Source organism: Streptomyces cavernae, from assembly GCF_004023625.1.
GTDB classification, from domain to species: domain Bacteria; phylum Actinomycetota; class Actinomycetes; order Streptomycetales; family Streptomycetaceae; genus Streptomyces; species Streptomyces cavernae.
This window is the reverse complement of sequence record NZ_RPDJ01000067.1, coordinates 1-15,830: the sequence shown is the minus strand read 5'-3', so window position 1 is coordinate 15,830 and position 15,830 is coordinate 1. Positions and strand designations below refer to the sequence as shown.

The window sequence follows — 15,830 nt, the reverse complement described above, 5'->3', positions numbered from 1 at the left end:
GCCCTTCGTGCGCAGCGCCTGCGGGCTCCGCCCACCGGGTGGCCGGCCTCCGCGCACGAAGCGGCCCGGCGGTCATCGACCGCCGGGCCGCAGGTACGCCCCCGTCCTCCTCCTACTGCGGCTCGCGTGCCGTCATGGCCATGCGGACCAGGTCGGCCGCGTTCATGCGGGAGATGTCCGCCTCCGGAACCTCCGGCTCCTCCGCCGAGAGGCCGGTGACCGAACGGCCCAGCTCCACCAGGGCGTCCAGCAGACCCGCCGCCCGCAGCCGGGACACCGGGATCGTCCTCAGCAGCTCGCGGACCTCGTCGTCCGGATCCGCCGGGCGGTCAGGCGCGGCATCCGGCACCAATTCGTCCGCAAGGAACGCGGCCAGGGCCGTCGGCGTCGGGTAGTCGAACGCCAGCGTCGCCGGCAACCGCAGCGCCGTGGCCGCGTTGAGCCGGTTCCGCAGCTCCACCGCCGTCAGCGAGTCGAAGCCCAGCTCCCGGAACGAACGGTCGACGGCGACCCCGTCGGGACCCTCGTGGCCGAGCACGGCCGCCACCTGCGCCCGCACCAGCGCGACCAGCTGCTCCTGACGCTCCGCCCCGGTCATCGCCGCCAGGCGGCCGGCCATCGACTCACCGGTATCGGCCGGACCGGCCACCCGACGGCGCGGAGCCCGGACCAGGTCGCGCAGGAGAGGCACGACCTCGCCCGCGCGGCGCGGGCCGAGCCGCGCCGGGACGAGCACCGGCCGGGCCGACCGCACCGACCGGTCGAACGACGCCAGCGCCTCCTCCGTCGCCAGGCCGGGGCCCTCGGCCGCCTCCGTCATCGCGCTGCGCTCCTGCCACAGCCCCCACGCCAGCGACGTAGCGGGCAGTCCGCGCGCGTGCCGGTGCTGCGCCAGACTGTCCAAGTAGGCGTTCGCCGCCGCGTAGTTGCCCTGTCCCGGGTTGCCGAACGTCGCCGCCGCCGAGGAGAACAGCACGAACAGCCGCAGATCGAGGTGCTCGGTCAGGCGGTGCAGATGCCACGCCCCGTCCACCTTGGGCCGCAGCACGGCGGCGAGCCGGCCGGCATCCAGGGTCTCCACGATGCCGTCGTCCAGCACACCCGCCGCGTGGACGACACCGGCGAGCCGGTGCCGACGCGTGATGCCGTCGAGCGCCGCGCCGAGCGCCCGTTCGTCGGAGACGTCGCAGACCAGCACCGTGATGTCGGCCGGCAGCCCGGCCAGCTCCTCGGGCACCGGGCCGCCGCGGCGGCTCAGCAGCGTGACGTGACGCAGCCCGTGTCCGGTGATCAGGTGCCGGCAGAGCAGCCTGGCCAGGGTGCCGGTGCCGCCGGTGATCAGGACCGTCTCGTCCGCGGCGAACGAGGGATCGACGCGCAGCACGATCTTGCCCACCACCCCGGCCTGACTGAGGACCCGGAACGCCTCCGGTGCCTCGCGGACGTCCCGCACCGTGACGGGCGGGGGCACGAGCGTGCCCGACTCGAACAGGTCCACCAGCGTCGCCAGCATCTCCGCGATCCGGTCCGGACCCGCCTCGGCCAGGTCGAACCGCTGGTAGCGGACGCCCGGGTGGGCGGCCGCGACCTCGTCGGCGTCCCGCGGGTCGGCCTTGCCCATCTCGATGAACCGGCCGCCGCCGTGCAGCAGCCGCAGCGAGGCGTCGAGCAGGTCACCCGTCAGCGAGTTGAGCACGACGTCGACGCCGGGGGCGAAGGCCTTCTCGAAGTCCGCGGTCCGTGAACCGGCGAGGTGCGCCGCGTCCAGTCCCGCCTCGGCCAGGTGCGGGTGCTTGGCCGGGCTCGCCGTGCCGAACACCTCCGCGCCCAGGTGCCGGGCGAGCTGGACGGCGGCGCCGCCGACCCCGCCCGCGGCGGCGTGCACCAGCACCTTCTCCCCGGGCCGCAGCCCCGCGAGGTCCACCAGGCCGTAGTACGCGGTGAGGAACGCGATCGGTACCGAGGCGGCGCGCTCGAAGGACCAGCCGCGCGGAACACGCACGACCCGCCGGTGATCGGCGACCGCGAGAGGCCCGAACGCGCCGTCGAACATGCCCATCACCGCGTCCCCGGGAGCGAAGGTGTCCACCCCCGGCCCGGTCTCCACGACGACGCCCGCGCCTTCGCTGCCCAGGTTCGCCGCGCCGGGGTACATGTCCAGCGCGATCAGTACGTCGCGGAAGTTCAGCCCGGCCGCGCGGACGGCGATCCGGACCTCGCCCTCGGCGAGTTCGCGCCCGGCCCCGGGCGCCGCGACCGGGGCGAGGCCGCCCAACGTGCCGCGTGCGGTGGTGTCCAGCCGCCAGCCCCCGCCGTCCGGGACGGCCAGGGCCGCCCCGGGGGAGCGGTGCAGCCGGCGGACCTGGGCCCGGCCCGCCCGCAACGCGATCTCCGGCTCGCCGTCGACCAGTTGCAGCGGGCCCGCCGGATCGTCGGTGTCGACGAGCACGATGCCGCCGGGGTTCTCCGCCTGCGCGCTGCGGACCAGCCCGGAGACGGTGGCGTGCGCCGGGTGGACCGGCTCGCCGTCGGTCACCGCGGTCGCCGACCGGGTGACGACGACCAGCGTGCGTCCGTCCGGCTCGGCGAGCCACGCCCGCAGCCGGTCCAGGGCCCACTCCGCCGCATGATGGGCGTCCGCCACCGGGTCGCCGCCGGGGTCCGGCGCGTACGCCACCACGGCGTCGCCGGGCACGGGCACCGTGGTGCCGGCCGGCACCCAGTCGGCCTGGAACACGGTGTCCGCCGCGGAGCCGGCCGCGTTCGACGCCGGACGCAGCGCCACCCCGCCGACGCCGGCGACGGGGGCGCCCGAGCCGTCCTCGGCGGTCAGCCGCGCCGAGCCGTCCGCACCGCGGCCGAGCCGGACCCGGAGCGTCCGCGCGCCCGCGGAGTGCACCCGGACGTCGGTGAACTCGAACGGCATCGACGCCACCCCGGCCCCGTCGAGGAGGGCGAGGCCGTGCAGCGCGCCGTCGAGCAGCGCGGGGTGCACCGCGTAGCCGTCGTCGGGCCGGGCGGCCAGGACGACTTCGGCGAGCACGTCCTCGCCGTGGCGCCACGCCCGGCGCAGCCCGCGGAAGGCCGGTCCGTACTCCAGCCCGCCGGCGCGCATCCGCTCGTACAGCCCGGTCACGTCGACCGGCTCGGCGCCGGCGGGCGGCCAGGCGGTCGTCTCCGTGGGCGGGGGCGCGGGAACCTCACCGAGGACACCGAGGACACCGAGGACGCCGACCGCGTGGCAGGTCCACGCCTCGCCCGCCTCGGCACGATCGGGGCGTGAGGACACGGTGACCGTCCGCTCGCCGTCCTCGTCCGCACCGCCGACGGCGACCTGCAGACGCACCGCCCCGCTCGCGGGCAGCAGCACCGGTGCCTGGAGGGTCAGCTCGCGCACGACGTCGCAGCCGAGCTGCCAGCCCGCCCAGCAGCCCAGTTCGAGCAGGGCCGTGCCGGGGAGCAGCACCCGGCCGGACACGGCGTGGTCGGCCAGCCAGGGGTGCGTCGCGACCGAGAGCCGGGCGGTGGCGACCAGGCCGCCGTCGTCGGCGAGGTCGAGCGCCGCGCCCAGCAGCGGGTGGTCGGCGGTGTCGAGCCCGGCCGCGCGCACATCACCGGTGCCTGGCCGCGCGTCGAGCCAGAACCGCCGCCGCTGGAACGGGTACGTCGGCAGATCGGCCCGCCGCCCGGCCGGCACCGGGAACTCCACGGGCGTGCCCGTCGTGTGCGCCTCGGCCAGGGACAGCAGCGCCCGCCGCAGGTCCCCCTCGCCGCGGCGCAGCGACCCGACCGCGCACACACCGGTGCCGGCGGCGTCCGCGGTCTCGTGCACGGCCGAGGCGAGCACCGGATGCGGGCTCGTCTCCACGAACGTCCGGTGGTCCTCGGTCAGCAGGGCCCGCACGGCGGTGTCGAACCGCACCGGCTCGCGCAGGTTGCGGTACCAGTAACCGGCGTCGGCCAGCGCGGTGTCCATCGGCTCGCCCGTGACCGTCGAGAGGAACGGCACCGCTGAGGAGACCGGCCTGATCCCGGCCAGCAGCTCGCGCAGTTCGTCCTCCAGCACCTCGACGTGCGGGGAGTGCGACGCGTAGTCCACCGCGATCCGCCGGGCCCGGATGTCCGCCCCGGCGCACTGGGCGAGCAGTTCGTCCGCGGCATCGGCGTCCCCCGAGACCACCGTGCTGCGCGGGCTGTTGAGCCCCGCGATGCCGAGCCGGCCCGCCCACGGCTCCAGCAGCTTCGTCACGGTGCCGGCGTCGGCCGCGACCGAGATCATCGCACCGGCCCCGGACAGCTTCGCCCGCACCAGCTTGGCGCGGGTGACCACGATCAGCGCACCGTCGGCGAGGGTGAGCCCGCCCGCGGCGCACATCGCGGCCACCTCGCCCTGGGAGTGCCCGACCACCGCCGCGGGCCGCACCCCGCAGGAGCGCCACCACGCCGCCAGCGACACCATCACCGCCCACAGCGCGGGCTGTACGACATCGACCCGCGCGAGGAGCGGATCGTCCGCGTCACGGGCCAGCACATCGGTCAGTGACCAGTCGACCAGCGGCGCCAGGGCCTCGGCGCACTCGCCGAGCGCCTCGGCGAACACCGGGGACTCCGCGGCCAGCGCACGGCCCATGCCCGCCCACTGCGAACCCTGGCCGGGGAAGACGAACACCACGCGGCCGTCCTGCCGCCGGCCGGTCACCACGGACGGGTCGGGCGCGTCGGTGGCAAGCCGGCCGAGGCGCTGCGCCAGCTCGTCAGCGTCGGAGGCCACGACGACCGCCCGCTCCTCGAAGAGGGCCCGGTGGCGCAGCAGGGAATGCGCCACATCACCGAGCGGCACGTCCAGGTCGGTCACCCACGACCGCAGCCGGCCGGCCTGCTCGCGCAGCGCCGGCGCGGTACGCGCCGACAGCACGAACGGCAGCGGCCCTCCCATGGACGGGGGCGCGGCCTCGCTCTCGTCCGGGGGCGCCTGCTCGAAGACGGCGTGGGCGTTGGTGCCGCTGACCCCGAAGGAGGAGACCGCCGCCCGGCGTGGCCGGCCGGTGTCCGGCCACGGGATCGTCTCGGTCAGCAACCGCACCGAGCCGGACGCCCAGTCCACGTGGCGGCTCGGCTCGTCCACGTGCAGGGTCCTGGGCAGCACACCGTGCCGCAGCGCCAGCACCACCTTGATGACACCGGCGATGCCCGCCGCGTACTGGGTGTGGCCGATGTTGGACTTCACCGACCCCAGCCCGACCGGCTCCGCGCGGTTCTGCCCGTACGTGGCGAGGACGGCCCGTGCCTCGATCGGATCGCCGAGCGTGGTGCCGGTGCCGTGCGCCTCCAGCAGGTCGACGTCCGCGCCGGTCAGCCCGCTCGCCTCCAGCACCTGCCGGATCAGTCGCTGCTGCGACCGTCCGTTGGGCGCGGTCAGGCCGTTGGACGCGCCGTCCTGGTTGATCCCGCTGCCGCGCAGGACGGCCAGAACCGGGTGCCCCAGCCGCCGCGCGTCGGACAGCCGCTCCGCCACGACGACCCCGACGCCCTCGCCCCAGCCGGTGCCGTCGGCGGCCTCGGCGAACGCCTTGCAGCGGCCGTCGCCGGCCAGCCCGCCCTGCCGCGAGAACTCGCCGAAAGCGGCAGGCGTGGCCATCACGGTGACCCCGCCGACGAGGGCGAGGGCGGACTCCCCGCGGCGCAGTGACTCCGCGGCCAGGTGCAGCGTCACCAGCGACGACGAACACGCGGTGTCCACGGTGAGCGCCGGGCCCTCCAGCCCGAGCACATAGGCCACCCGGCCGGACAGCACACTCGCCGACGTGCCGGTCAGCATGTGACCGTCCTCGGCGTGCTCGGACGCGGCGAGCAGACCGCCGAACTCCTGCGACGTGCCGCCGAAGAACACACCGGTCCGGCTGCCGCGCAGCGTGTGCGGGTCGATCCCCGCCCGCTCCAGCGCCTCCCACGACACCTCCAGCAGCAGCCGCTGCTGCGGGTCGGTCGCCCGGGCCTCGCGCGGCGAGATGCCGAAGAACTCGGCGTCGAAGTCGCCGGGCGCGTCGAGGAACCCGCCGTGCGCGGCGCGGGCACCCGCGTCTTCCCCGTAGACGTCGGCGGCGTCCCAGCCGCGGTCGGCGGGGAAGGGGGAGAGACCGTCGACACCGTCACACACCATGCGCCACAGGTCGTCCGGACCGGTGACGCCGCCGGGGAACCGGCAGGCCAGCCCGACGAGCGCGATGGGCTCGCGGGCCTTGTCCTCGGTCTCCTGCAACTGCCGACGGAACCGGTGGGCGTCGGCGACGGCGCGGCGCAGGTAGTCGCGCAGCTTGTCCTCTTCGGACATTCGGGGTGGCTCCTCGCTGGTTCCGGGGGCAGCGCGGGTCAGGGCCCGGCATAGCCCTGGTCGATCATGGCGAACAGGTCGTCGGTACCGGCGTCGGCGAACGCGGGCCCGCCGGGGTCGTCCCCCCAGCCGGCCAGCAGCGCCCGCAGCCGCCGGGTGACGCGGTGGCGGTCCCCGTCGTCGGCCGGCACCGCGGCCAGCAGGGCCTCGGCCCGCTCCAGCGCCGTCAGGCCCGCCTCCAGCGCGGAGACCTCCGCCGGGGCCAGCTCCGTCCGCAGATACCCGGCCAGCAGCTCCGGCGTGGGGTGGTCGAACACCAGCGTCGAGGGCAGCCGCAGCCCGGTCAGCCGGTTGAGGTGGTTGCGGAACTCCACCGAGGTCAGCGAGTCGAAGCCGAGGTCGTTGAACGCGCGGTCCGCGGGCACCGACTCCGACGAGGCATGGCCCAGCACGCGGGCGGCGCCGGAGCGCACCAGATCGGTGAGCAGCCGCACACCGTCCTCGGCCGACACCGCACCCAGCCGGTCGCGCAGCGACGTACCGCTCCCTGTCCCGCCCGCCGAGGCCGCGGCCCGGCGTGGCGCGGCCCTCAGCAGGCCGCGCAGCAGCGGCGGCACCACCTCGTCGGGGCCGGGCCGCCGTCCGGTGGCGAGCGGAACCGCCGCGGTCAGCGCCACGTCGCGGACCACCGCCGCGTCGTACAGGGCGAGCCCCGCCCCGTCGGTGATCGGGGCGAACCCGTTCCGCGTCATCCGGCGCACCGCGGTGTCGTCGAGCGTCCCGGCCATGCCGCCGGACGCCGTCCACGCGCCCCACGCCAGCGACTGGCCGGGGAGCCCGTGGGCGCGGCGGTGCTGGGCCAGCGCGTCGAGGAACGCGTTGCCGGCCGCGTAGTTGGCCTGCCCGGCGCCGCCGAACAGCCCGGCGGCGCTGGAGAACAGCGTGAACGACGCCAGATCGAGGTCACGGGTCAGCTCGTGCAGGTGCCACGCGCCGTCGACCTTCGCCGCGAGCACCCGGTGCAGCTGCTCCTCGGTCATCGTGGCCACGACGCCGTCGTCGAGCCGGCCCGCCGCGTGCACCACCGCGGTGAGCGGATGCGCCGCCGGGATCGAACCCAGCAGTGCCTCGACGGCCGGCCGGTCTGCGACGTCGCAGGCCGCGACGGTGACCTCGGCGCCCAGCCCGCGCAGTTCCTCGGTGAGCTTCCGCGCTTCCGGCGCGTCCCCGCCGCTGCGGTTGGTCAGCACCAGCCGCGTGGCGCCGTGCCGCTCGACGAGGTGCCGGGCCAGCAGCCCGCCCAGCGCACCGGTACCGCCGGTGATCAGCACGGTGCCCGCCGGGTCCGGCGTACGGGGGAGCGTCAGCACCGCCTTCCCGACTAGCGTCGCCTGGCTCAGCGCCCGGAACGCGTCCGGGGCGCGCCGCACGTCGTACACCGTGATCGGCTGCGGGGTCAGGGAACCGTCGGCGAAGTGTGCCGCCAGGACGTCCAGCATCTCCCGGGTCCGGTCCGGACCGGCGTCCTGGACGTCGTACACCCGGTAGCGCACCCCCGGGTACTGCCCGGCGATTCGGTCGGCGTCGCGGATGTCGGTCTTGCCCATCTCCAGGAACCGGCCCCCGCGCGGCAGCAGCCGCAGCGAGGCGTCGACGAACTCCCCGGACAGGCAGTCGAGCACGACATCGACGCCCGCCCCGCCGGTGACGGCGAGGAACTCCGACTCGAAGTCCAGGGTCCGTGAGTTGGCGATCCGCTCCGCGGGAATGCCCCGGCCGCGCAGCACGTCCTGCTTGCCCGGGCTGGCGGTCGCGTAGACCTCGGCGCCCAGCACCCCGGCGAGCTGGACGGCGGCCGTGCCGACGCCGCCCGCAGCTGCGTGCACCAGCACGGACTCACCCGGCCGCAGGTCCGCCAGGTCGACGAGGCCGTAGTAGGCGGTCAGGAACGCGACGGGGACCGCCGCTCCCTGCTCGTAGCTCCAGCCCTCCGGCAGCTTCGTCAGCCAGCGGTGGTCGGTGACCGCGACCGGAGCGAACGCGGCCGGGCACAGACCCATCACCCGGTCCCCGACGGCGAGGTCCCGCACCTCGGCGCCGACCTCCAGGACGTCCCCGGCCAGTTCCCCGCCGATGCCGTCGAGTCCGGGCACGACCGCCAGCGCGACCATCACGTCCCGGAAGTTCAGCCCCGCGGCCCGGACCGAGACGCGCACCTCGTGCGGGCCCAGCGGGCGCCGCGACTCGGGGAACGGCACGAGTGCCACCGCGTCGAGCGTGCCCCCGCCGGTGCTGTCCAGCCGCCACGGCCCGGCCGGGGGCACCAGAGCGCCGGCCGTGTCCACGGGGGCGAGACGCGGCACGTGCGCGACCCCCGCACGAAGGGCCAACTGCGGCTCACGCTGCCCGAGCACGCGCGGCAGCAGCGCGAGCGAGGCCGGGTCGTCGTCGATGTCCACGAGGGTGAAGCGGTCCGCGTGCTCGCTCTGCGCGGAACGCACCAGCCCCCACACCACCGAGGCGCCGAGGTCCGTCACGTCCTCGGCGGGCCCGGCCGCGACCGCGCCCCGGGTCACCACGACCAACTCGCCGTCCGCCGCGGCCTGCACCCCGGCCAGCACCCGTCCGGCGCTCGCGTGCGCCGCGGCCACGGTGTCGCCCGGCTCACCGCGCACGCACAGCACGGCGATCCCGTCACCGCTCCCGCCGCCGCCCGCCCGGGCCAGACCGAACACGTCCTCGCCGGTGACGACGAGGCGGCGCGGCTCACCGGCGGGCACCTGCGTCGTCCAGTCCAGCCGGAACAGCGAACCGCCCTCGGACGGGGCCTGTTCCGGCGACACCGCCCGCAGCACCAGGGAATCGGCAGCGAGCACCACGTTGCCCGCGGAGTCCGCCAGTTCGACGCGCCGGCCGTCGCCCGCCGGACTCAGCCGCACCCGTGCCGCCGACGCCCCGGTGGCCCCCGCACGCACTCCGGTCCACGCGTACGGCAGCCTCAGGCCGTCCTCCTCCCGCACGGCCAGCGACAGGCCGTGCAGCGCGGCGTCCAGCAGCGCCGGATGCACACCGTAGGCGTCCGCCCCGGCGGCCGCCTCCTCGGGCAGCGCGAGCTCGGCGAACACCTCCTCGCCGCGCCGCCAGGCCGCGCGCAGACACCGGAACGTCGGACCGTAGCCGTACCCGGCCGCCTCCAGCGCGGGGTACAGCGACGAGACGTCCAGGACCTCGGCACCGGCGGGCGGCCACGACAGGGTCCACTCCGGCACGCCCGCCGCGGCGCCGTCGTCACGCACCGTCGCCGACGCGTGCTCCGCCCAGTCGCCTCCCTCGCACCGCGCGTGCACCGACACCGCACGCCGCCCGTCCTCGCCGGCCGCCCCCACCCGCACCTGGATGTCCACCGGGGACGCGTCGGACGCCGGCAGCCGCAACGGCGCCTGCAGCAGCAGTTCCTCGACCACGGCCGCCCCCACATGGTCGGCGGCGTGCGTGACCAGCTCGACGAACGCACTGCCCGGCAGCAGCGGCGTACCGCCCACCACGTGCTCGGCGAGCCACGGCAGCGCCGCGGCCGAGAGCGTGCCCGCGAACAGCGCCCCGTCCCCGTCGGCCAGGGCGACGCCCGTGCCCAGCAGCGGATGCTCCAGCGGGGTCAGACCGCCCCCGCGCGCGCCCGCACCGGCAGGGCTCCGCGGCAGCCAGTACCGGGACCGCTGGAACGCGTACGTCGGCAGCGCGACGCGGCGCGCGGACCGGCCCGCGAACACACCCTCCCAGTCCACGTCCACACCGTGCGCGTGCGCGGTCGCCACCGCACGCAGCAGACAGTCCGGCTCGTCCTGGTCACGGCGCAGCAGCGGCACGTGCGGAAGATCGGCGGGGGCGTTCGCGGTGAGCGCCGCGTCCGGCCCGACCTCGACGCACAGCCCGATCCCGTCGGCGCGCAACGCCGCCCGGACATCGGCGAACCGCACGGTGTCGCGCACCTGCCGCGCCCAGTACTCCGGTGCGGCCCACTCCCCGGCGTCCAGCACGGTGCCGGTGACGCCGGAGACGAGCGGCAGCCGCGGCTCGCGGAAAGTCAACTCCGCGGCCAGCGCCGTCAGTTCGGCCAGCATCGGCTCCATGCGCGCGGAGTGGAACGCTTGACTGACCCGCAGACGCCGCGTACGGCGGCCCGCCCCGGCCAGCAGCTCGGCGATCGCGGTGACGGCGTCGTCGTCGCCGGAGATCACCACCGCGTCCGGGGCGTTCACCGCGGCGAGGGACGCTCCCGGGCCCAGCAGCGGGACGACCTCCGACTCGGGTGCGGCGACCGCGATCATCGCGCCCCCGGCAGGCAGCGCCTCCATCAGCTGACCGCGCGCCGCCACCAGCGCGCACGCGTCGGGAAGGTCCAGAACCCCCGCGACGTGCGCGGCGGCCAGTTCGCCGACGGAGTGCCCGGCGACCGCGTCGGGCCGCACCCCCCACGACTCCAGCAGCCGGAACAGGGCGACCTCGACGGCGAAGGTGGCGGTCTGGGTGAACACGGTCCGGTCGAGCAGGGTGCCGTCCTCGCCGAACAGCACGGGCCGCACCGGCGCCGTGAGGTAGGTGTCCAGATGGTCGCAGACCTCGTCGAGCGCGCGGGCGAACACCGGGAACGCCGCGTACAGGCCCCGGCCCATGCCCGCGCGCTGCGCGCCCTGGCCGGTGAACACGAACGCGGTCCGCGGCCTGCCCGCCGTGACGACGTCGTCCGGGGTGAGCGCGGCCAGCGCGGCGAGGAGGCCGTCCCGGTCGGCGGCGGCCACCGGAACCCGGTACCGCAGGGGCGACCGCCCGGTGCCCAGCGTGTACAGCACGTCGGAGGAGGACAGCCCCGGCCGTTCCCGCACGTGGCCGGTGAGCGACTCGGCCTGCGCGAGCACCGCTCGGGGGGTGTGCCCCGACAGCACACCCGCCGCCGGCAGCGGCGTCTGCTGCGCTTCGGCGGCCCGCTCGTCCGCGACGACGCCTTCGAGGATCACGTGCGCGTTGGTCCCGCTCACCCCGAACGCCGACACCGCGGCCCGGCGCGGCCCCTGCGGCCACGGCCGCGCACCGGTCAGCAGCGCGACCGCGGACCCCCAGTCGACCTGACCGGACGGCTCGTCCGCGTGCAGCGTGGCAGGCAACGTCCCGTGCCGCATGGCCAGGATCATCTTGAGCACGCCCGCGATCCCGGCCGCGGCCTGCACGTGACCGATGTTGGACTTCACCGAACCGAGCCACAGCGGTTCGGCCCGGTCCCGCCCATACGTCGCCAGCAGCGCCTGCACCTCGATCGGATCGCCGAGCACCGTCCCGGTGCCGTGTCCCTCGACGACCTGGACGTCCGCCGCGGACAACCCGGCGCCGGCCAGCGCGGCCCGGATCACCCGCTGCTGGGAGGGGCCGTTGGGCGCCGTCAGACCGTTCGACGCGCCGTCGGAGTTGATCGCGGAGCCACGCACCACCGCCAGCACCTCGTGCCCGTGACGGCGCGCGTCCGAGAGCCGCTCCAGCAGCACCAGGCCCGCACCCTCGCCCCAGCCGGTCCCGTCCGCACCCGCCCCGTACGACCGGCACCTGCCGTCCGCGGACAGACCGCCCTGCCGGCTGAAGTCGATGAAGGTCGAGGGCGTCGACATGACCGTCACCCCGCCCGCGAGCGCCAGATCGCACTCGCCCGCACGCAGCGCCTGGGCGGCCAGGTGCAGCGACACCAGTGAGGACGAGCACGCCGTGTCGACACTGACCGCGGGACCCTCCAGACCGAGCACGTACGCCACCCGACCGGACAGCACGCTGCCCGCCGTGCCCAGCCCGCCGTAACCGCCGGTCTCCGACGACGGATCGTGCAGCCAGGACCCGTAGTCGTTGTACATGACCCCCGCGAACACCCCGGTCCGCGAGCCCCGCAGGCTCTCCGGCGCGACCCGCGCGTCCTCCAGCGTCTCCCACGCGACCTCCAGCATCAGACGCTGCTGGGGGTCCATCGCCGCCGCCTCCCGGGGGGCGATGCCGAAGAACTCCGCGTCGAACTCGTCGGCGTCGTGCAGGAACCCGCCGTGACGGGTGTGGCTCCTGCCGGGCGTCCCGGGGACGGGGTCGTAGAGGGCACCCAGGTCCCAGCCACGGTTCGACGGCATCTCCGAGATGGCGTCCGTACCGGCCGCGACGAGCTCCCACAACTGCTCGGGCGTCCGGACGCCGCCGGGGAACCGGCAGCCCATCCCGACCACGACCACAGGATCGTCCGCGGGCCCCGGAACCGGCGCCGTGTCCCCCATCCCGGGCGCGACAGCACCGGCCATCTGGGCCCGCAGATGTTGGGCCAGCGCGACCGGCGTGGGGTGGTCGAACACGAGCGTCGCGGGCAGTGGCCGTCCGAGCGCGGTGCCGAGCGCGGTACGGAACTCGACCGCGGCCAGCGAGTCGAACCCCAGCTCCTGGAAGCTGCGCCGCGCCTCGACATCGGCCGCGCTGCGGTGACCGAGCACCGTGGCGGCGGCGGCCAGCACGGCGTCCAGCAACTGCCGTTCGGCGTCGGCCTCCGGCAGCGACCCCAGCCGCGCCGCGAGACCGGCGCCGGTGCCGCGCGTGGGCCTCGGCGCCAGATCGCGCAGGACCGGGGGCAGGGACCCGTCGGCGGCCGACCTGCGCAGCTGCGCCCGGTCGAGCGCCACCGGGGCCAGGCAGGCGGTACCGGACGCGAGGGCCGCGTCGAAGAGCGCGGCACCCTGCGCGTCGCCGATCTCGCGGAGCCCCGCCCGCGCCAGCCGCCGGACGGCCAGTGGGGAGAGGGAGGCGGCCATACCTCCACCGGCCGCCCAGACGCCCCAGGCCAGCGACTGGGCGGGGAACCCGTACTCGGCGCGGAGCCGCGCGGCGAACGCGTCGAGATGGGCGTTGGCGGCCGTGTAGGCGGCCTGGCCCGCGCCGCCCAGCAGCCCGGACGCGCTGGAGAACAGCACGAACGCGCGCAGATCGAGGTCCCGGGTCGCCTCGTACAGGTGCCGGGCTCCGTCGACCTTGGGCGTGAGCACCCGGTCGATGCGTTCCGGGGTGAGCGAGGTGAACAGCCCGTCGTCGAGCGCACCGGCCAGATGCAGCACCGCGGTCAGCGGGCGGCCCGGGGGAGCGGCGGCCGGCAGCGCCGCCACCGCCGCCGGATCGGCGAGGTCGCACGCCACGACGTCGACCTCCGCCCCCAGCGCCCGCAGTTCGGTGGCCAGCGCCGCCGCGCGCGGCTCGTCCGGGCCGCCGCGGTTGGTCAGCAGCAGCCGCCGAACACCGTGCCGCTCGACCAGGTGCCGGGTGAGCAGCCCGCCGAGCGCCCCGGTGCCGCCGGTGACCAGCACCGTGCCGTCCCCGCCGAGGCCCCCTGCACCGGGCTCCGGAACGCTCGCCGGCACCGCGGCGAGGCGGGGCACCAGCACCGACCCCGCCCGGACCGCCAGGCGCGGCTCGTCACCGTCCAGCACCGGCAGCACCGTGGCCGGGTCGAGGGCGGCCGGGTCGGCGTCGACCAGCACGATCCGGCCGGGGTTCTCCGCCTGCGCCGCACCCAACAGGCCCCAGCAGGCTGCGAGAACCGGGTCCGGGACCGCGTCGTCGGACGTCGCGACCGCGTTCCGCAGCACCGGCACGAGCAGTGCCCCGGCGAACCGGTCGTCCGCCAGCCACGACCGGCACAGCTCCCAGGCCGCAAGGACGGCGCGATGGGTGGCGGTGACACTGCCGTCCGACGCGTCCGCCGTGAGGGCGACGAACACCACGTCCGGCACATCGGATCCCCCGTCGGCACACAACGCGTCGAAGCCCGGCCGGTCCGCGGGGCCTCCGGTCCCGAAGTTCACCGTCGCCCACGAACGGGAGGCCCGCGCCGACGATTCCGGCAGGGGCAGGGGACGCCACCGCGTGGCGAAGAACGCGTCGCGCAGCGGGTCGGGCTCGACGTCCGCGATCTCGCGCAGGACCAGGGAGCCGACCTGGAGGACGGGGTTGCCGTCGGAATCCGTGGCGGCGACGGAGAAGGCGTCCGGCCCGGTCCGGGTCAGACACACACGCAGCGCAAGGGCGCCCCGGGCCGAGAGGGACACGCCGCTCCAGCTGAAGGGCACACGCGGCGCCGCGTCTGCACCGTCCAGGAACACGGCCGCGTGCAGGGCGGCGTCGAACAACGCGGGGTGGACGCCGAACGCGCCGGGCGGGGTGCCCGACGGCAGGACGACATCCGCGAACACGGTGTCACCGAGGCGCCAGGCCGCACGCAGGCCCTGGAAGGCATCGCCGTACGCGACGCCGCCGTGCGCGGCGAACGCGTCGTAGAGGTCATCCGTCGCCAGGGGCTCCGCACCCGGGGGCGGCCAGGCCGCCGGAGGCGACGGAGGTGGGGGAGCGTCCGCGACCAGGGAGCCGCTGGCGTGCAGCACCCACGGCAGGTCGGCGTCGGCGCGGGCGTGCACGGCGACGGCCGCGGTGCCCACGTCGTCGGCGTCGGGGGTTACGGTGAGCTGGAGGTCGACGCCGCCGTCGCCGGGCAGCACGAGGGGCTGATGGAGGGTCAGCTCGGCGAGAGTGTCGAAGCCGTCCCGCACACCGGCGTGCAGGGCCAGCTCGGCGAAGGCCGCGCCGGGCACGACCGGGGTGTCCCCGAGCCGGTGATCGGTGAGCCACGGCTGGTCGGCGAGGGAGAGGTGTCCGGTGCAGACGTGGGCCGGCGCTCCCGCGAGCGCGAGGGAGCCGGTGAGCAGGGGGTGGGAGGCGGGCAACAGGGGCGCGGGCCTGCCGTCGCCGGAAAGCCAGAAGCGCTGGTGCTGGAAGGCGTAGGTGGGCAGGTCGACGCGGCGGCGGCCCGGGAGTACGGCCGTCCAGTCGATGTCGTGTCCGCGCAGCCACAACCGCCCCACGGCCCGCAGCACATCAGCGGCTTCGGACTGCGGGCCGCGCACCGCGGGGACACCCGCGTCCCCGGCCAGCGCGGTCAGGACCGGAGCGGGGCCGATCTCCAGCCAGGAGCCGATCTCGTGGGTGAGGGCGTCGGCGAACCGGACGGTGCCGGTCACCTGTGCCACCCAGTAGTCGGGGTTGGTCACATCGGTGCGGCCACCACCCGTCGCGAGCACCGGGATCCGGGGCTCGTGATACTCCACGGACTCCACGACCTCGCGGAAGTGGTCCAGCACCGGGGCCATCAGCGGGGAGTGGAACGCGTGCGAGACCCGCAACTGCCGTACTGGCACGCCCCGTTCGCGCAGCACGTCCACGGCACGGGTGACCGGCCCTTCCTCGCCGGACAGGACGACGGCGGCGGGTCCGTTGACGGCGGCCAGCGCGACGCCCTCGCCCAGCAGGCCGGCGACGTCGGTCTCGCTGGTGGCGGCGCTCCACATGACACCGCCGGCCGGCAGCTCCTGCATCAGCTCCGCACGTGCGGCAACGATCCGGCAGGCGTCCTCCAGTGACCACAGCCCGGCCACGCAGGCGG

General features: G+C 76.0%; 2 protein-coding genes. Both read right to left on the bottom strand.

Annotated features, from left to right (window positions below; all coding sequences use genetic code 11):
• Nucleotides 1–112 precede the first annotated feature (112 nt).
• Nucleotides 113–6,331, bottom strand: a complete 6,219-nt coding sequence (locus tag EF387_RS43660) for a type I polyketide synthase (RefSeq protein ID WP_128382157.1) — start codon at nucleotides 6,329–6,331, stop codon at nucleotides 113–115.
• Nucleotides 6,332–6,369: 38 nt separating this feature from the next.
• Nucleotides 6,370–15,822: a type I polyketide synthase gene (locus EF387_RS43655; RefSeq protein ID WP_238432044.1), complete on the bottom strand. Its 9,453-nt coding sequence runs from the start codon at nucleotides 15,820–15,822 to the stop codon at nucleotides 6,370–6,372.
• Between the last annotated feature and the right edge of the window lie 8 nt (nucleotides 15,823–15,830).